21 protein-coding genes are annotated in these 17740 nt (G+C 60.3%); 9 read left to right on the top strand and 12 right to left on the bottom strand.

The window, feature by feature from the left end:
• Positions 1-31 precede the first annotated feature (31 nt).
• Together ABIE16_RS03810 and ABIE16_RS03805 are read left to right on the top strand one after the other, a co-directional pair.
• Positions 32-442: a hypothetical protein gene (locus tag ABIE16_RS03810; RefSeq protein WP_429520587.1), complete on the top strand. Its 411-nt coding sequence runs from the start codon at positions 32-34 to the stop codon at positions 440-442.
• 2 nt (positions 443-444) lie between these two features.
• Complete coding sequence (locus tag ABIE16_RS03805; protein ID WP_429520586.1) at positions 445-927, top strand: GreA/GreB family elongation factor; 483 nt, start codon at positions 445-447, stop codon at positions 925-927.
• Positions 928-943: 16 nt separating this feature from the next.
• Here the strand turns inward: ABIE16_RS03805 and cysB are convergent, their stop codons facing one another.
• From cysB to ABIE16_RS03780, 5 genes are all read right to left on the bottom strand, one after another.
• On the bottom strand, positions 944-1918 hold the full coding sequence (gene cysB, locus ABIE16_RS03800) for an HTH-type transcriptional regulator CysB (RefSeq protein WP_015094029.1): 975 nt from the start codon (positions 1916-1918) through the stop codon (positions 944-946).
• A 113-nt stretch (positions 1919-2031) separates the two neighbouring features.
• On the bottom strand, positions 2032-2535 hold the full coding sequence (locus tag ABIE16_RS03795) for a universal stress protein (protein ID WP_056727114.1): 504 nt from the start codon (positions 2533-2535) through the stop codon (positions 2032-2034).
• Between the two features lie 95 nt (positions 2536-2630).
• Positions 2631-3536: a 5'-nucleotidase gene (locus ABIE16_RS03790; RefSeq protein ID WP_046043378.1), complete on the bottom strand. Its 906-nt coding sequence runs from the start codon at positions 3534-3536 to the stop codon at positions 2631-2633.
• 25 nt (positions 3537-3561) lie between these two features.
• Positions 3562-4515, bottom strand: a complete 954-nt coding sequence (locus tag ABIE16_RS03785; RefSeq protein ID WP_429520585.1) for a putative 2-dehydropantoate 2-reductase — start codon at positions 4513-4515, stop codon at positions 3562-3564.
• A complete protein-coding gene (locus ABIE16_RS03780; protein ID WP_057713808.1) occupies positions 4512-4898 on the bottom strand; it encodes a thioredoxin family protein in 387 nt (128 codons plus the stop codon). Before ABIE16_RS03780 ends, ABIE16_RS03785 begins: the two co-directional genes overlap by 4 nt.
• Here ABIE16_RS03780 and ABIE16_RS03775 point away from each other — a divergent pair.
• A complete protein-coding gene (locus ABIE16_RS03775) occupies positions 4897-5340 on the top strand; it encodes a PilZ domain-containing protein (protein ID WP_079246728.1) in 444 nt (147 codons plus the stop codon). The two genes, ABIE16_RS03780 and ABIE16_RS03775, sit on opposite strands and share 2 nt — an antisense overlap.
• Positions 5341-5527: 187 nt before the next feature.
• Positions 5528-6604: a 3-deoxy-7-phosphoheptulonate synthase gene (locus tag ABIE16_RS03770; protein WP_007973561.1), complete on the top strand. Its 1077-nt coding sequence runs from the start codon at positions 5528-5530 to the stop codon at positions 6602-6604.
• Positions 6605-6690: 86 nt separating this feature from the next.
• Here the strand turns inward: ABIE16_RS03770 and ABIE16_RS03765 are convergent, their stop codons facing one another.
• The gene (locus tag ABIE16_RS03765; protein ID WP_007973562.1) at positions 6691-6978 is read right to left on the bottom strand and encodes a GNAT family N-acetyltransferase; all 288 of its coding nucleotides are present in this window, start codon (positions 6976-6978) and stop codon (positions 6691-6693) included.
• Between the two features lie 640 nt (positions 6979-7618).
• On the opposite strand from ABIE16_RS03765, the gene oprI reads away from it, so the two are divergent.
• Positions 7619-7870: an outer membrane lipoprotei OprI gene (oprI, locus tag ABIE16_RS03760; RefSeq protein WP_003199355.1), complete on the top strand. Its 252-nt coding sequence runs from the start codon at positions 7619-7621 to the stop codon at positions 7868-7870.
• A 123-nt stretch (positions 7871-7993) separates the two neighbouring features.
• On the opposite strand, the gene ABIE16_RS03755 is transcribed toward oprI, so the two are convergent.
• The 3 genes from ABIE16_RS03755 to ABIE16_RS03745 all read right to left on the bottom strand — a co-directional run bounded on the left by ABIE16_RS03755 (position 7994) and on the right by ABIE16_RS03745 (position 10398).
• Positions 7994-8968: a L,D-transpeptidase family protein gene (locus ABIE16_RS03755; protein ID WP_057713807.1), complete on the bottom strand. Its 975-nt coding sequence runs from the start codon at positions 8966-8968 to the stop codon at positions 7994-7996.
• A 474-nt stretch (positions 8969-9442) separates the two neighbouring features.
• Positions 9443-9736: a hypothetical protein gene (locus ABIE16_RS03750; RefSeq protein ID WP_003226812.1), complete on the bottom strand. Its 294-nt coding sequence runs from the start codon at positions 9734-9736 to the stop codon at positions 9443-9445.
• A 56-nt stretch (positions 9737-9792) separates the two neighbouring features.
• On the bottom strand, positions 9793-10398 hold the full coding sequence (locus ABIE16_RS03745) for an arylesterase (RefSeq protein WP_090457081.1): 606 nt from the start codon (positions 10396-10398) through the stop codon (positions 9793-9795).
• A 10-nt stretch (positions 10399-10408) separates the two neighbouring features.
• On the opposite strand from ABIE16_RS03745, the gene ABIE16_RS03740 reads away from it, so the two are divergent.
• From ABIE16_RS03740 to greB, 3 genes are read left to right on the top strand one after another with little or no spacing between them, the layout of a single operon-like run.
• Positions 10409-11092 carry an ABC transporter ATP-binding protein gene (locus tag ABIE16_RS03740; RefSeq protein ID WP_046043370.1) on the top strand — a complete coding sequence of 228 codons (684 nt, stop codon included), beginning with the start codon at positions 10409-10411 and terminating at the stop codon, positions 11090-11092.
• Positions 11092-13596: an ABC transporter permease gene (locus ABIE16_RS03735; RefSeq protein WP_429520584.1), complete on the top strand. Its 2505-nt coding sequence runs from the start codon at positions 11092-11094 to the stop codon at positions 13594-13596. Before ABIE16_RS03740 ends, ABIE16_RS03735 begins: the two co-directional genes overlap by 1 nt.
• Before the next feature lie 34 nt (positions 13597-13630).
• Entirely contained in the window at positions 13631-14128 is a 498-nt protein-coding gene (greB, locus tag ABIE16_RS03730; protein WP_057713804.1) for a transcription elongation factor GreB, read from the top strand.
• Between the two features lie 3 nt (positions 14129-14131).
• Here the strand turns inward: greB and ABIE16_RS03725 are convergent, their stop codons facing one another.
• The 3 genes from ABIE16_RS03725 to ABIE16_RS03715 form a co-directional block, all read right to left on the bottom strand.
• Positions 14132-14440 (bottom strand): hypothetical protein, encoded by a 309-nt coding sequence (locus ABIE16_RS03725; protein WP_057713803.1) that lies wholly within the window; start codon positions 14438-14440, stop codon positions 14132-14134.
• Between the two features lie 247 nt (positions 14441-14687).
• Positions 14688-15122, bottom strand: coding sequence for a DoxX family protein (locus tag ABIE16_RS03720; protein ID WP_429520583.1), 435 nt, complete (start codon positions 15120-15122; stop codon positions 14688-14690).
• Between the two features lie 103 nt (positions 15123-15225).
• Positions 15226-16647 carry a transglycosylase SLT domain-containing protein gene (locus ABIE16_RS03715; RefSeq protein ID WP_057713801.1) on the bottom strand — a complete coding sequence of 474 codons (1422 nt, stop codon included), beginning with the start codon at positions 16645-16647 and terminating at the stop codon, positions 15226-15228.
• A gap of 237 nt (positions 16648-16884) precedes the next feature.
• Between ABIE16_RS03715 and ABIE16_RS03710 the strand changes: the two genes are divergently transcribed.
• The gene (locus ABIE16_RS03710; RefSeq protein ID WP_340313531.1) at positions 16885-17691 is read left to right on the top strand and encodes a TatD family hydrolase; all 807 of its coding nucleotides are present in this window, start codon (positions 16885-16887) and stop codon (positions 17689-17691) included.
• Positions 17692-17740 lie beyond the last annotated feature (49 nt).

Below are 17740 nucleotides of genomic sequence, written 5' to 3'. Positions count from 1 at the left end.
CTCGCCAGTGACCTTTCGCCAGGAGGCAACCATGCCCCACCGCCCCACTCCGCGCCGATCCTTCCCGATCAGCCTCAGCGCCCTGCAACTGACCGGCAGTATCGCCCTCGGCATGTGGCTCGGGTTCATTGCCATTGTGTTGACCTGCTGGCTCGCGTCGCGCCTGCTTTTCAGCGAGCAACTCGCCCCGGTCGCGGCGGCGGTTGAGCAGCTGGCCCAACCACCCGCAGTGGCTCAACCGCTGCCGAACATTCCGCTACAGAGCCCGCTGTTCGAGCAATACGAAGAAAACCTGCGCAAGAACGAGCAGCAGCAACGGCTCGATCAGGCCCGCAGCAGCAGTCGCAACCTGTCCAGCCCAAGCTGTCAGTTCTGGCTGCAACAGGACCGGACTGCACCCAGCGAAAAAAGCCGCGCCAACGTCCTGCAATTCTGCGATTGATCATGAATAAACACACTGTCCACCAACTGATTCTCGACCGGCTGCGGATCGATCTCGACATCGCCGAACGGGCCGCGCAAACCGCTTACGAAACGGCGACCCTTGAAGAAAACATCGCCGAGAACAAGTACGACACCCTGGGACTGGAGGCTTCGTATCTCGCGGCCGGGCAAGCCAGGCGGGTCGAGGAAATTCGCCAGTCACTGAGCCTCTGCCAGAACCTCGCCCTGCGTCCGTATGACGATCAGCGGGGCATCGAAGTGGGCGCGCTGCTCGGGCTGGAGGACGAAAAGGGGCGCGAACAATGGCTGTTTCTGGCCCCCGATGCCGCTGGGCTGAAGGTCGACCTGGTGGGGCAACTGATCACCGTCATCACCCCGCGCTCACCGCTGGGCAAAAGCCTGCTGGGCAAGTTCGAGGGCGATGAGGTGGAGATCATGGTGGCGGGCGCTCGGCAACAGTTCGCTGTCACCGAGGTGGTTTGACCGGCAGGAAACGCTATCAGTGAACGGGTAGTTCGACGCCTTCGAACAGCTCTTCCAGTTCCTGCTTGTTGTGGCACTGAATGGCCTTGGCCATGACTTCGCGGGTCAGGTGCGGCGCGAACTTCTCGATGAAGTCGCACATGAAACCCCGCAGGAAGGTGCCGCGACGGAAGCCGATCTTGGTTACGCTGGACTCGAACAGTTCGCTGGCATCGAGTACCACCAGGTCGCTATCGAGCTTGGTGTCGACAGCCATTTTGGCCACGATGCCTACGCCCAGACCCAGGCGAACATAGGTCTTGATCACGTCGGCGTCGGCGGCGGTGAACACCACTTTCGGCGTCAGGCCGCGATGGCTGAAGGCTTCGTCAAGTTTCGAACGGCCGGTAAAACCGAACACGTACGTTACGATCGGGTATTCGGCCAGCGCTTCGAGGGTCAGTTTCGACAGCTTGGTCAGCGGGTGGCCCTGAGGCACGACCACGCAACGGTTCCAGCGGTAGCACGGCATCATCACCAGATCACCGAACAGCTCGAGCGCTTCGGTGGCAATGGCGAAATCCACGGTGCCGTCAGCGGCCATTTCGGCGATTTGCATCGGCGATCCCTGATGCATGTGCAGGGCCACGTCCGGGTATTGCTTGATGAAATTGCTGATTACCGGCGGCAACGCATAACGCGCCTGGGTATGAGTGGTGGCAATCGACAGGGTGCCTTTCTTCTCGTTGGAGAACTCCTGGGCGATCTGCTTGATGCTTTCAACCTTGCGCAGAATCTCGCCAGCGGTGGTGATGATGCGCTCGCCGGCCGGGGTGACACGGGTCAGGTGCTTGCCGCTACGGGCAAAAACCTCGACGCCCAGTTCGTCTTCCAGTAGACGGATCTGCTTGCTGATGCCCGGTTGAGAGGTGTAAAGGCTTTGGGCTGTAGCGGAAACGTTGAGGTCGTGGTGCGCCACTTCCCAGATGTAGCGCAATTGTTGAAGCTTCATATGAATCCCTCAAAGCAGGTAGACGCCACGGGCATCAGCGACGGTATATAACTATATTAATGGCTCGAAGAATAAATCTAGAACTTTTTTATCAAATTGCCATTATTCGTGTTCTAGCGATCCCCTTGACGACGACGTTGCACCAGCGGCACCAGATAGACCGGCACCTTGGACAGTTGCAACACTCGGGCGGCGGTTCGCCCCAGAGGCGTTTCCGCACCAGCACCATGGCTGTGACTACCTACGATCAACAAATCCACGGAGAGTTTCTGCGCCTGGTCCAGAATCACCTGCGACGGATCGCCCTGCAGCACCCGTACTGCCTGAATCCGCTCCAGGTCGTGCTCCCCTTCATCCCCCAACTCCTCACGAAAACTGTCGAGCACCCGCTGCTCGATACTGGCAATCACCGTATTGAGGCCCTGGCTGTGAAACTCGTTCAGCGCCTGTTCATCGAGATAACTTTGCAGCACCGATTCGGCAAACAACCCCATGGGTTCAACCGCATGCACGACATACAAACTGGCATTGAAGGTCCTGGCCAGTTCCAGGGCATGCTGCATCACCACGGGCGCGTACAGACCAAGGTCAGTGGCATACAGCATCGAACGAATCATATGACCTCCTCGACTGCCAACATGGCGGAGATTTGATTCAGCTTAGCAGTGCCTTGGCGACTACGACGTCCCGCGCAACGCATTGAACGGTGGGCTTAAACCTTTTGCTCGTTGCTTATGCCATGGGGCACATGACCGGTGGCGACGACTTCTCGGGCCAACTCGCAGTGACCGGCCTGATCGTCGAAAAACACGTCGGCCGCGAAGGCTTCGAGAAAGGCCGACTTGGTCAGGCCGCCGAGGAACAGCGACTCGTCGAGACGGATGTCCCATTCGCGCAACGTGCGAATGACCCGCTCATGGGCCGGCGCCGATCGCGCCGTGACCAGCGCGGTACGGATCGGACAGGTGTCCTCCGGGAACTCACGCTGCAGCAGGTTGAGGGCCGCGAGAAACCCTTTGAACGGCCCACCGCGCAACGGTTCGCGGGCGGCCTCACGCTCGCTGGCCTGGAACGCCTCCAGACCACCGGCCTGATAAATGCGTTCCGACTCATCGGAAAACAGTACCGCGTCTCCATCGAAGGCAATGCGTAACTCGTCGCTGGCCGCACGGCTGGCACCGCCCGACAGAATGGTCGCTGCCGCGAACCCGGCGTCCAGTGCATTGCGCACGTCTTCAGCGTGGGTCGAGAGAAACAGGTCGCAGCCAAAGGCCTTGAGGTAGGGATACGGACTGCGCCCGCCGACAAAGGCCGCACGGGAAATGGCCAGTCCGTAGTGGTCAATCGAGTTGAACACCCGCAGCCCGGTGTCGGCGCTGTTGCGCGACACCAGAATCACCTCGACCCGGGCGCGGCCGAGGCTGTTGTTGAGGTTCAGGAGTTTCTGCACCAACGGGAAGGCATCGCCGGGCTCGAGGATTTCGTCTTCGTGTTCGATCTGATATTGCCGGTAGGCCTCGACACCACTCGACAGGTAGACCTTGTGGCTTTCGCTCAGGTCGAACAGCGCCCGCGAAGAAATCGCCAGCACCAGCTTGTCGTCAATTGCCTTTGGCATGCCCTTCCCCCTCAGGTCGGTCGACTCAGGTATTGCGTCGATCAATGAAACTCAAACTGCGATACAAGGCCTCGATGCGTGGCATCTCACACCCGGCTGCCTTCGCCGCCGCCAAAGGCCGGGCGTAGATCGCGGCCAGTTCAAGCGGTCGCTTGTGCAAATAATCGTGGTACATGCTCGGCCAGTAGTCGGGCATCTTTTCGGTCACCATGAACAAATGCTCGGCATAGCCTGCCGGTACGTCGTGCCCGCAGGCAACAGCGCCTTGCACCACTTCAGCCATCAGCGCCTTGACCAGCTCGCGGCTGTCGGCATCGGCCATCAACGGTGTAGTGCTCGCCCCCAGCAAAACCGAGAGACCGTTGTAAGGGATATTCCAGACCAGTTTTTGCCAACGCGCCTGATGCAGATTCGCCATGGCCTGGGAATCGAGGCCGGCACTGCGAAACAGCCCGACGCCCTCCTCGACAATTGCGCTGCGTGCCGGCCCATCGGCAGGACCGCTGTGATAACCCACATGCACCGCGCCCAGCGCCTGATGGGTAATGACACCCGGCGCCTCGCGATGGACGCAGATGTAGCAGAGCCCTCCAAGCACATGCAGCGAATCGGGGAGCAACGCGCGCAGGCTGTCTTCGACGTCCAGGCCGTTTTGCAACAGCAGTACCTTGGCGTTCGGTGCCGCCGCCTGCAGGATGGCAGGTGCCAGGTCGGCGTTGCTGGTGGTTTTCGCGCCCACCAGCAGCCAATCGCAAGGTGGCATGTCTTGCGCGTCCGAATAGGCCTGCACCGGGTTCAACATCAGTACACCGTGGGGCGCGCTATCGACTCGCAAGCCATGCTCGGCCACCGCGGAGAACTCGCTGCGCAGCAGAAAATGCACATCAAAACCGGCACGTGCCAGCATCACCCCGTAGAAACCGCCGATTGCGCCGGTCCCGATAATGCCGATCGTCGGCTTGGCAACTGTCCCCATCATGGCAACTCCTCTGCTGTTCGACTCAGCGCCTGGTGCACGGCCCGATTGAGCTCGGTGCCGGTCAGGCGCGATTTCAGTGCTCCAAAGAATTCACCGTCGCGAACGACAAACAGCGCCGGCAAGTGAAAAACCTGATAACGCTCGACCACCCCGCCGTTGTTGCCGGCATCGATCCAGCACAGTCGATCGACTGCCAGGTCGAGTGTCGGCAATTGCTCGCGGGCAAAACGGCAACTGGCGCAGCCGACACTGGTGAAAATGACCAGCGATACACCGCTCATCGCCAGCAGCCGTTGGTCGGCGTCAAAATCGGTCAGTTCCAATTCGACCACTATACTGGGAGGAACAATGTCAGATGGCCGACACATGGAGTCTGTGTTCATGGGACGATTCATTCCTCACCCTGACGATGTGCCCGTCGAATTAACGTTGCTGAAACCTGAGTGTCTTTCGCGACGACAGCTGCACACTATCAGTCTCGGGGGCATGGCTTGCAATTATCACCGTGCGTGGCGTCACGGCACGGCGCTGGAGGTACGCATGCCGACCGTGAACCCGGACATGCGCTACCTGGGCTATGTCGCCTGGTGCCTGCGACGCAAGCGCGGTTATCTGGTAGGCATCGCTTTCGTCGATGAACAAACGCTGTTCAGCGCCCGGATGGGCGAACAGGTGTGCCAGATCGAACGCTACTGCCGCCTGCATGAGGCCCACGAAGACTTGCAGGACATCCAGGCCCTGGCCCTCGAATGGGTCCAGGAGCATGCCGACGAGTTCTCTCACGATTCGGTGCGCAAGGCTTTTGCGCAACCGGTGCTGGAATAGAGGCATTCTTGATCGGTTTGCCCCTCGCGGCAGGGAAACTGACTGCGAAACCCCACCAAACCGGCGTCTGCCCATTGTCGAGCCACGGTGTAACGCGCTAAGGTTCAGCTCCCCGACGCGCTTAATTTGCTGTGCTCCGCCGCGCGGGTTCGCTGGCGGCCGGCACCCGTGACCTGACGAGTAAACGATGGCTGATTTACCGATCAACGACCTAAACGTCGCCTCCAACGAGACACTGATCACTCCCGATCAGCTCAAGCGCGATATTCCCCTGAGCGACGCCGCACTGCGCACCGTCACCAAGGGCCGCGAAGTCATTCGCAACATTCTGGATGGCACCGACCATCGCCTGTTCGTCGTCATCGGGCCTTGCTCGATCCACGACATCAAGGCCGCCCACGAATATGCCGAGCGCCTGAAAGTTCTCGCCGCCGAAGTGTCCGATACCCTGTATCTGGTCATGCGCGTGTATTTCGAGAAGCCACGTACCACCGTCGGCTGGAAAGGCTTGATCAACGACCCGTACCTGGACGACTCGTTCAAGATCCAGGACGGCTTGCACATCGGTCGCCAGTTGTTGCTGGACCTGGCCGAAAAAGGCCTGCCGACCGCCACCGAAGCCCTCGACCCGATCTCCCCGCAATACTTGCAGGACCTGATCAGCTGGTCGGCCATCGGCGCGCGCACCACCGAATCCCAGACTCACCGTGAAATGGCCTCCGGGCTGTCCTCGGCCGTCGGCTTCAAGAACGGCACAGATGGCGGCCTGACCGTGGCGATCAACGCCCTGCAATCGGTTTCCAGCCCGCACCGCTTCCTGGGTATCAACCAGGAAGGTGGCGTGTCGATCGTGACCACCAAGGGCAATGCCTACGGTCACGTGGTGCTGCGCGGCGGCAACGGCAAACCGAACTACGATTCGGTCAGCGTTGCGCTCTGCGAGCAGGCGCTGAACAAGGCGAAGATCAAGCCGAACATCATGGTCGATTGCAGCCACGCCAACTCCAACAAGGATCCGGCCCTGCAACCGCTGGTGATGGAGAACGTCGCCAACCAGATCCTCGAAGGCAACAAGTCGATCATCGGCCTGATGGTTGAAAGCCACTTGAACTGGGGCGCCCAGGCGATCCCGAAAGACCTCGCCGACCTGCAATACGGCGTGTCGATCACCGACGCCTGCATCGACTGGACCGCGACCGAAAACACCTTGCGCAGCATGCATGCCAAGCTCAAGGATGTGCTGCCTAAACGCGATCGCAGCTGATCGCCTGTTTGGCGGCACAAAAAGCACACACAAAAAAAACGCCGGGCTGGACCCGGCGTTTTTTTATGTGTTCGTTTTGTTGAAGGTCACTGACTCAGCTTGGCCGCATGCCGCTGGTGACGCTCCATGTAGCGCTCGACGTAGGAGCACGATGGAATGACGGTGTAGCCCATTTCGTCAGCGTACTCCAGCGCCTTCTCGGTCAAGGCTGCCGCAATACCGCGACCACGCAATGCGTTGGGCACGAAGGTGCGATAGATATCCAGGGTCTGTTTCCCCAGATCCATATAGGTCAGATAGGCACGATGACCGTCCACATTGGTCTCGAACTGATGACCAGCCTGGTCATGGTGGATGGACAACGCCTCGCTCATCACTACTCCTCGCGGGTCTGGAATTCCGACCCCTACCTTACCGATGTTTTTCCGGCGAAGGAACATCTACGCCACCCCGTGCCTGAGTGGGCACCGAGAAGAGCTGCACCGATCTCGCGCTACCGAGCACGTACAAATAGTAGGCACCATTGGCAGAAATGCTCAAGGTGCGCTCGTCATCGTGCGGGTTGGCGGGTGCTGCTCCGGATCACGCAGGATTGCGCTCGACCGAAGATCACTCCGGGTCGATAGCCTGAACATTGCCGGATGTTGAGACTTAAGACGAGCGCCCGCTGTTAAAGTCACCTGAACATCGAGAAAGATATTGGGAGGCGCTACGCAAAAGCCGAACAAAAGTGTAGACGAATCCATGTAGGCGGACTTTAGCCAGGCGGGAAAAAGAGCGGTGTGCCGAAGGAACTTTTTCTCTCCAGTTCGCTCAGCCACGGGCCTTGCAGCTGGATATTTTTTAAACAGTTCAGTTAAAAGTTGCTCGAAAAAGAATCAACGCCTACAATTTTTTTTGCTTCTTGCGTCACGTCAGTTTTACTTACTACAAGTAATGGGTAGTATGTACGCCGGCTCTTTCCTCAATCGGAGGAGATAGCTACTTAATAGAAAGTCCTTGAAGGGGAACACGATGAACAACGTTCTGAAATTCTCTGCTCTGGCTCTGGCCGCAGTTCTGGCTACCGGTTGCAGCAGCGCATCGAAAGAAACCGAAGCACGTCTGACCGCTACTGAAGACGCAGCTGCTCGCTCCCAGGCTCGTGCAGACGAAGCTTACCGTAAAGCTGATGAAGCTCTGGCTGCTGCTCAAAAAGCACAACAGACTGCTGACGAAGCTAACGAGCGTGCTCTGCGCATGCTGGACAAAGCTAGCCGCAAGTAATAATCCTTCGGGATTGTTATCAAGCCGACCCATTTTTTGGGTCGGCTTTTTTATTGCCTGGCGTTTCTCCAGGCAATAAAAAACCCGTCGACGCTGTCCGCGCCGACGGGCTCTTTGCCAGCGTTACTGCAGCGGGTCGATCGGCATGCTCGATACCATCGGTGCAACGCCGTTGCCCGGCACAGCGATCTCAACCGGCAGGCCGTCTTCAGCGGCGACCACATCACGCACCACATCCCAGTTCATACGCAGGTTGTTGGTGATGTCTTCACGCTTGAGCATCGCATTGATGACTGCGGTGTGCTTGTCGACCACCGACGGGTTGCCCTTGTCGTCCAGCGGCGTATGCGCCTCCAGATAGACCTTGCCGCCACTCAGACCAAACTTGTACGGGTCGTTGATGATCCGCACGGACGTTCCGACCGGTACCATGCCCGCCATTTCCAGCACGTTGTTGTTGAACATGCGGAAGCAACCGTGGCTGGTGCGCATGCCGATACCGAACTTCTTGTTCGAACCGTGGATCAGGTAGCCCGGTGTGCCCAGGGTGAACTTGAACGGCCCCAGCGGGTTGTCAGGGCCGGCCGGCACGACGTTGGGCAGCGGATCACCGTCTGCTGCGTGCTCGGCCTTGATCGAAGCCGGAGGCGTCCAGGTAGGGTTCGGTGTCTTGGCGGTGATGCTGGTGTGGGCAATCGGCGAGCCCCAGCCTTCACGACCGATACCCAGCGGGAACGTGTACACCACGTTCTTGCCTTTCGGGTAGTAATAGAGGCGGTACTCGGCCAGGTTGATCACGATGCCTTCACGCGGACCTGGTGGCAGGATGAAGCGAGTCGGCAGAATGATTTCCGTACCGGCGCCAGGCAACCAGGCATCGACACCCGGGTTGGCCGCGACCATTTCCGTGTAGCCCAGATCGTAGGCGGTACCAAGGTCGGCGAAGGTATCTTCGTACTTGGCCTTGATCACCTGCACCTGGCCGATGATGTCCTCACCGGGCGGTGGCAGGGGAAGCTCCAATGCTGCGACTGGACCGGCCACTAAGAGGGCGGCAAGAGTCAGGCAGCGGGTGACGGCAGGAAAGCGCGACAACATCCGGAAAATCCTATGCATGATCAACTGAGAGTATAAGAACGCGATTGTACACTGCAGTCCGTTATTTCGGGGAGATCGCCCGATTACAGGCAGTGCGGGCCGATTTTGCGATTATCTTCGATCCCGTGTGGGAGCGGGCTTGCTCGCGAAGGCTGTAGGGCAGGCGGTGTGGATTTTTGAGGGTGAGGCGGCCTGCTGGCCGGGCCGATCACAACTGAACGCGTTTCCCTGTAGGAGCGAGCTTGCTCGCGAAAAACGCCAGGACAACGCGGGCATTCAGGCAGCACGCGTTATCGTTGACGTCCATCGCGAGCAAGCTCGCTCCTACAGAAGAGCAGAGCAACGGCAGGTCGGCGCACACCCGTGCTCTTCACCACTCAACAGGCCGAGCGCAACTGACCAGAGGGCAATGCCGCCGTTACCGTAGAAACGGATACACGCACAGTCGGCAAAAGGCTAACGCGCAATGACGGATCAAAGCTCAAACCGCAATTCCGGCCAGATCGGCGACGTCCCCCGCTTCTGCGACTCAAGAATGGCCCGGCACAACGAACACAGCCGCTGGTCCTGAAACACCCGGCGATCAACACTCGACCAGCGCGGTTGCGCCGGCAACAGACTGCCGCACAGGGTCCGGTCCGCCGAACCGCCCAACTCCAGCTGACGGGTCACCAGATGCACCCGCACTTCCTGGCAGGCGAACAGATCCAGCTGTTCGTCAGGCTCGATCAGTTGATAGGCAAATAGTGACCAGGCGGGACGCGGCATCGGGGGCTCCAAATCGGGGGCGCCACCTTAGCCGAAAGCCTGCTTCTAGAAAAGTGTCATAACAGTGGTTTTAGAGTAGGCCAGACATTTTCCAGCAACTTGTCCTGGGCCCCGGCCGCCGGGTGTATGCCGTCAGCCTGCATCAAGTCCGGATGGCCGCCTACGCCATCGAGGAAAAACGGCACCAGCGGGATCTTTTTCTCATCGGCCAGGTTGCTGTAGACCTCGGCGAACGCCTTGGTGTAACGCGCACCATAGTTGGGTGGCAATTGCATGCCGAGCAGCAACACCTTGGCACCGCTGGCCCGGGAGCTGTCGATCATCGAAGCAAGATTTTGTTGCAATTGAGTTGGCAGCATCCCGCGCAGACCATCATTGCCGCCCAGCTCGAGGATCACCAGTTCCGGTTTATGCTCTGCAAGCAGCGCGGGCAGGCGCGCCTGGCCTCCGGCACTGGTGTCGCCACTGATGGACGCATTGATCACTTTGTCGTCGAAACCTTCGTGCCTGAGCCGTTGCTCAAGCAGCGACACCCACCCCAGCCGGGTATCCAGCCCGAAACCGGCGCTGATACTATCGCCAACGATCAGGACTGTACCCGCCGCTGCGTTTTGGGCCATGCACATCAAGGCCAGGCCAGCACTCAAAAACCAGACACGCATCGGACTCTCCATGGGCGCAAGCATTCTCATCGCGAAGGACCTTAGCAAAGTGGTTCCCAGCGCGGAAGGTGAACTGACCATCCTGCACCAACTCAGCCTGGAACTGAACAAGGGCGACAGCCTGGCCATCGTCGGCGCTTCCGGCTCCGGCAAGTCCACCCTGCTGGGTCTGCTTGCCGGCCTCGACCTGCCGAGCAGCGGCGAAGTCACACTCGCAGGGCAAGGCCTGAGCAACCTCGATGAAGACCAGCGTGCGCGCATCCGCGCCGAGCACGTGGGTTTTGTCTTTCAATCGTTTCAGCTGCTCGACAGTCTCAATGCCCTGGAAAACGTCATGTTGCCACTGGAGCTCGATGGCCGCAAAGACGCCCGCGAACGCGCCACCCAATTGCTGCAACGGGTGGGACTGGGCCAACGCCTGACTCACTCGCCGCGCCAGCTCTCCGGAGGCGAGCAACAACGCGTGGCGATTGCCCGCGCATTCGCCGCCGAGCCCGATGTGCTGTTCGCCGACGAACCGACCGGCAACCTCGACAGCCACACCGGCGAGCGCATCAGCGACTTGCTGTTCGAGCTCAACCAGGAGCGCGGCACGACCCTGGTGCTGGTGACTCACGATGAACGCCTGGCCCATCGCTGCCGGCGCCTGATCCGTCTTGAAGCCGGCCTGCTGGTCGCCCCTCTGGAGCCTTGATGGCACGCCTGCCGCTGTTGCGCCTGTTCAGTCTCGCCATCCGCCAATTGCTGCGCGATGCCCGCGCCGGTGAATTGCGCGTGTTGTTTTTCGCCTTGCTGGTGGCCGTGGCCGCCAGCACCGCCATCGGTTACTTTGGCGCGCGCCTGAACGGCGCCATGATGCTGCGCGCTACCGAATTCCTTGGTGCCGACCTGCTGCTCGAAGGCAGTTCGCCTGCGCGCCCCGAACAGATAAGAAGCGGCACCGAACTGGGTCTGGAGCACGCTCAAGTGGTGGAGTTCTCCAGCGTCATCGCCACCGACAACAGCATTCAGCTGTCCAGCATCAAGGCGGCCGATGACACCTACCCGCTACGCGGCGAATTGAAAAGCGCGCCCGCCCCCTTTGCCACGCAAATAGTCGGTGGCGGACCGCACCCCGGTGAAGCCTGGGTCGAGGCACGCCTGCTGACCGCCCTGGACCTGAAGATCGGCGACAGCATCGATGTCGGCATGAAAACCCTGAAACTGGCGCGGGTGCTGACTTACGAACCCGATCGCGCCGGCAATTTCTACAGCCTGACACCGCGGGTGCTGATCAACCTCGACGACCTTGCAGCCACCGGCGTGGTGCAGCCCGGCAGCAGGGTCAGCTATCGCGACTTATGGCGAGGCAGCGCTCAGGCACTCGAGACGTATCGGCAACTGATCAAACCGGGGCTTGCCGCCAACCAGCGCTTGCAGGACGCCCGCGACGGTAATCGACAGATCGGTGGCGCCCTGGGTAAAGCCGAACGCTACCTGAACATGGCCAGCCTGGTGGCGGTGTTGCTGTCCGGCGTGGCGGTGGCGCTGTCGGCAACCCGCTTCGCCACCCGACGGTTCGATGCCAGTGCCTTGCTGCGCTGCCTCGGGCTGTCGCGCCGGGAAACCATGGTGCTGTTCAGCCTGCAACTGACTGTCCTCGGGCTGCTGGCCAGCATCAGCGGCGCCCTCCTCGGCTGGCTCGCACAGTTGGGGTTGTTTGCCCTGCTGCATGACTTGTTGCCGACCGACGTGCCTCCGGGCGGGCTGTTTCCGGCCATTGCCGGGATCGGTACCGGACTGGTGGCGTTGGCCGGATTCGCCTTGCCGCCACTGGCGGCTCTGGGTCGGGTTCCGCCATTGCGCGTGCTGCGCCGGGACATGCTGCCGATCCCTTCCAGCACCTGGATGGTCTACGGCGCAGCGCTGGGCGCCCTCGCCCTGATCATGTGGCGCCTGAGCCTGGACCTGGTGCTGACCTTTGCCCTGCTCGGCGGCGGCGTGATTGCAGCGTTGGTGCTGGGCGGCTTGTTGTTGCTGCTGTTGAAGAGCCTGCGGCGCATGCTTGCTCGTGCGTCCTTGCCCTGGCGCCTGGGACTGGGCCAACTGCTGCGCCACCCGCTCGCTGCCGCGGGCCAGTCCCTGGCGTTCGGCCTGATTCTGCTGTCAATGGCGCTGATTGCGCTGCTGCGCGGCGAGTTGCTGGACACCTGGCAGAACCAGCTGCCGAAAAACGCTCCAAACTACTTCGCGCTGAACATCCTGCCGGCGGACAAACAGGCCTTCACCGATCACCTGATCACCGTATCGGCGCAATCGGCACCGTTGTACCCGGTAGTGCCTGGACGCTTGATCAGCATCAACGGCGAGCCTGTACAGCAAATCGTCACCAAGGAATCGGCCGGGGACCGGGCGATCCAGCGCGACCTGAGCCTGACCTGGGCCGCGGACCTGCCGTCGGGCAACAAACTCACGGCCGGCAATTGGTGGAACCAACAGATGCCGGACGATGTTCCCGGCGTGTCGGTAGAAGGCAAGGTCGCCGAGAGTTTGAAAATAAAGCTCGGCGACCACCTGGTATTCAGCGTTGGCGGAGTCAATCGCGAGGCGAAGGTCACCAGCCTGCGGGAGATCAACTGGGACAACTTCCAGCCGAACTTCTTCATGATCTTCCAGCCCGGCACCCTCAAGGATCTGCCAGCGACCTACCTGACCAGTTTCTATCTGGCAGCGGGTCACGACCAACAGATTGTCGACCTGTCCCGCGCCTTCCCGGCAGTGACCATCCTGCAGGTCGAAGCCTTGCTGGAGCAACTGCGCAGCATCCTCGCCCAGGTAACCCTGGCGGTGGAGTACGTGTTGTTGTTCGTGTTGGCGGCGGGGATGGCGGTGCTGTTCTCCGGCCTGCAAGCGACGCTGGATGAACGCATTCGCCAGGGCGCGCTGTTGCGTGCGCTGGGGGCGGAGAGGCAATTGCTGGTCAAGGCCCGGCGTATCGAGTTCGGTTTGCTGGGCGCAGTCAGTGGCTTGCTGGCGGCACTGGGTTCGGAAGTGGTGAGCTGGGTGCTCTATCGCTACGCCTTTGACCTGCCGTGGCATCCACATCCATGGCTGTTGTTGCTCCCACTGGTGGGCGCCGTGCTCATTGGTGGTGCAGGGGTGTTCGGCACCCGTCGGGCATTGAACGCCAGCCCGCTGACAGTTCTGCGCGAGGGTTGATAGACTCCTGCCATCCTCACCACAAGAAGCTGTCATGAGCCGTTACCGCCCTCCCCGCACCGCTGGCACCGCGCTGATCACCCCCGAGGGTGAAGCGCGGATGCGCGCCGAGTTCCATGAGTTGTGGCATGTACGTCGGCCCCAGGTTACCCAGGCTGTCAGCGAAGCCGCGGCCCAGGGTGATCGCTCGGAGAACGCCGAATACACCTATGGCAAAAAGATGCTGCGAGAGATCGACAGCCGCGTGCGTTTTCTCACCAAACGCCTGGAAGCGCTCAAGGTGGTCAGCGAAAAACCCAGCGATCCGAACAAGGTCTATTTCGGCGCCTGGGTCACGATCGAGGACGAGGATGGCAAAGAGTCGCGCTACCGCATTGTCGGGCCGGATGAACTGGACCTCAAACAGGGCCTGATCAGCATCGACTCGCCCCTGGCCCGCGCATTGATCGGCAAGGCACTGGACGCCGAAGTCCGGGTCCAGACACCGACGGGTGAGCAGTGCGTGTACATCGTGGCAATCGAGTACCCGTGAGCGTTAAAGCCGGGTAATCAGCCCTTGCCGGGCAACGCGGGTCAGTTGCCGGATCACTTCAGGCGCATCTTCGAGGCTGGGGGACTGAATCACTGCCAGATCGAAACTGTCGTTGGCGAAACGAGCGAGCGATTCACCGTCTTCGACAAACTGGATCAGGAAGGCAGCGGGACCGCCGGTACGACGTGGCCAGCCATCGAGATAACGCAAGAGCGTCGGCTGATGTTTGCCGCCAAGCAGGATTTTTGGATTGCGCTGGGTGAGATGTGCCGTGATCGGCGCGGGACGTACAACGGGGTTTAGTGCATTCATTGTGTCGTGTCTCTGCCTCAAAAGTCTGCATGGCAGGTGAGAGGCAACACCGAACCAGCGCTTTAGCGGTATTTCGAAGCCTGTTCCGGCTTCTATCGGCAACTGGATGAGTCACCTGGCGCCCCGCAAGTAGCTGTTTAAATCGGCGCATGAGCAACATCCTAGAGAAGCTGACTGGACAGTGTCAAGAATGACGCTCAACAAAAAAGGCCCGCACAATGCGGGCCTTTTCGTTGAGCCAGAGCGGTCAACCGGCGATGGCACGGTCCGCCGAGAGCTTGCCCGCACCTTCGATCAATACCGCGAGACTGCCACCGAGCAACGCCAGGGCGAACTCATAACCGTTGTTGGCCATGAACAGACCGTTGCTGATGTGCACCGAGAAAATCGCGACCAGCGACAGGAAGATCAGGCCCAGTGCGGCCGGGCGAACCAGCAAGCCGATGATCAGGGCCAGGCCGGCGAAGAATTCGGTGCCGCCCGCCAGTACCGCCATCAGGTAACCCGGCGTCAGTCCGAGGCTTTCCATGTACTGCGCGGTTCCAGCCAGACCATAGCCACCGAATGCCCCGAAGAGTTTTTGCGAACCGTGAGCGGCGAAAACAATACCGACCACGATGCGCAGAACGGTCAGGCCGTAGCCAGCGCGGGTAGACAGTACCTTATTGATCAGAGTGCTCATGCTGTTTCATTCCTTGTCAGTGTGTGTGGGTTGGCCGCCATATTAATCAGTAATTCACATTCTAAAAGCGCAAAAAACCCGTAATAACAATCAAATTTGTTGATCATTTGCGTGATACAACCTTTTGCCCCTGGGGCTCCAACGACTCCCGCTCCCGGTCGAACGCCAAGTAATACTTGTTCACGCTATTAACATAACTGACAGGCCCCATACCCACTTGCTCCATGGCAATGCGTTCGACCTGGAAGAACCACTGGTTGGGATTCAAGCCTCGCCGGCGGGCTTCGGCGCGCATGCCTTGCACCCGCTCCGGCCCGATGTTGTAGGCCGCCAGCACGAAGGCCATGCGTTCGCGCTCGTTGAGTTTCGGACTGGCAAAGAATTTGCGCCGGATCATCGCCAGGTACTTGGCCCCGGCCTGCACATTGCCATCAAGGTCCTGAATATTGTTGACCCCCACCCGCTGCGCCGCAGAAGGCGTGATCTGCATCAGACCGGTGGGGCCACCGCCACTGCGGGCGGCGGGTTGCAGGGATGACTCCTTGAAGGCCAGCGCCGCCAGGTTCAGCCAGTCCATGCCCTGGGCGTCGGCGTGTTTTTGCAACACTGGGCGAAGTTTTTCCAGGCGCTGTCGGTCCGCCTTGGCCAGTGGATAGTGCACTTGATAGAGACGACGATAGATCCGCAGGAACGCGGCGTCCTGATCCGATGGTTTTTTGTAGACGGTGAGGAAGCGATCAATGCTGGCCCGCAGCATCGAGGCATCACGGCGCACGAACCAGAATTCCTCTCCCGGATCACTGACGAGTACCTGTTTGTCGAAACGCAGCCTGGGCAGGATCTTGCCCCAGCGTTCGGCGATCGGTTGCTCGACGATGGTCAGGTGGAAGATCCCGCCCTGCACCATCTCCAGTACATCCTCGACGGCAAGGCTCGGATCGACCCATTCGATCGTGACCGGTGGCAGTTTGTGCAAGGCGAGCTTTTGATTGATCTGGCTGACGGCATCCCCGGCGGCACTGCCTGCGGGTAATGCCAGGGTCTTGCCGGAAAGCTGTTCAAGCCTGGTGTAGCGGCGTTCGCCCTTGATGCCCACCAGGACCAACGGGATGTTGCTGGCAATCGGCTCACTGGTGCTGACGGCGAAGCCGGGTTGCAGTTCGAGCAACTCGCCTGGCGCCACCAGATCGCCCTCCCCCCGCTGCAATGCGCCAAGCAGTTGATCCTTGGCCTTGGGAATGATCTTGAGGGTGATTTCCTGACCGTCACGGGCGTGGCCGTTGAGGTATTGCTCGAACGCTCTCAGGCGATGGTACTCGACCCCGATCGCCTGCCCCTGGACTTCACCGGAACTGTTGCGGCTCTGGTTGACCAACACCCGCAGCACACGACTGCTGCGTATTTCCGCAAGGTCGCGCACCTTGCTGGCCGGTACCGCTTGCAACGGCCCGGGCAGACGCGCGACCGCCGTCATCGGCAGTAGCAGCGAACAACACAGCAGTAGCAAAACCGAGGGACGAATCATCCACTCTCCGGAAAGAATATGAGGCCCGCTTCAATGACGAAAACCATCAAGCGCGGCGACAAAAACAGAGCGCCCAAGGCGCTGGCAACGTGCGAAAGACTGGCACAATGATGGCAAAACTACCAACCAGGCCTGGTCCGCGGCTCAAGAGACAGCGTTAACCCGTTGTAGTTCTTGGTTTTTCTTATAAATCCACGGCTCTGATATGCTTTCCGGCCTTTGGGCCGAGGTAGCACCATGCAACTCATCGATATCGGCGTCAACCTGACCAACGCCAGTTTTGCCGACAAACACCAGGCCGTACTTGACCGCGCCTACGCGGCCGGCGTGTGCCAACTGGTGCTGACCGGCACCAGTGTCGAGGGCAGTGAACATGCCCTTGAGCTGTGCCAGCAACTGGACGAAAGCGCCCAGCGCCTGTTCGCCACCGCCGGTATTCACCCTCACTGCGCCAGCGACTGGAACGCCGACAGCGCCCGACGTTTGCGCAGCTTGCTCTTGGAGCCGAATGTGGTGGCCGTGGGCGAATGCGGGCTGGATTTCAACCGTGATTTCTCGCCGCGCCCGCAACAGGAGAAGGTCCTCGAAGAACACCTGGCCATGGCCGTCGAATTGCAGCTGCCGGTTTTTCTGCACGAACGCGACGCCAGCCAGCGCCTGCTGGAAATCCTGCGCGACTTCCGCGACCGACTGCCGGCCGCCGTAGTGCACTGCTTCACTGGAGAGCAGAAGGCACTGTTCAGCTATCTCGACCTGGACTTGCACATCGGCATTACCGGCTGGATCTGCGACGAGCGCCGGGGCACGCATTTGCACCCACTGGTCAAGGAGATCAAGCGCGGACGCCTGATGCTCGAAAGCGATGCACCGTATCTGCTGCCGCGCAGCCTGCGCCCCAAGCCGAAAAACGGGCGAAACGAGCCGGCGTACCTGACCGAAGTACTACGCGAAGTGGCACTGCATCGCGGGGAAAGCCAGGAGGATCTGGCAGCGCATACCACCGCGTGCGCGCGGGCGTTTTATGGTCTGCCATTGATCTCCTGATTGCCATTAAATCCCACAGGTTTGAAGTTGATCTGCATCAAGAGTCAGT

The organism is Pseudomonas sp. 2725, assembly GCF_050434585.1.
Taxonomy (GTDB): domain Bacteria; phylum Pseudomonadota; class Gammaproteobacteria; order Pseudomonadales; family Pseudomonadaceae; genus Aquipseudomonas; species Aquipseudomonas jessenii.
Note: the sequence above shows the minus strand (reverse complement) of the source record. Positions and strands in the feature narration are given on the sequence as shown.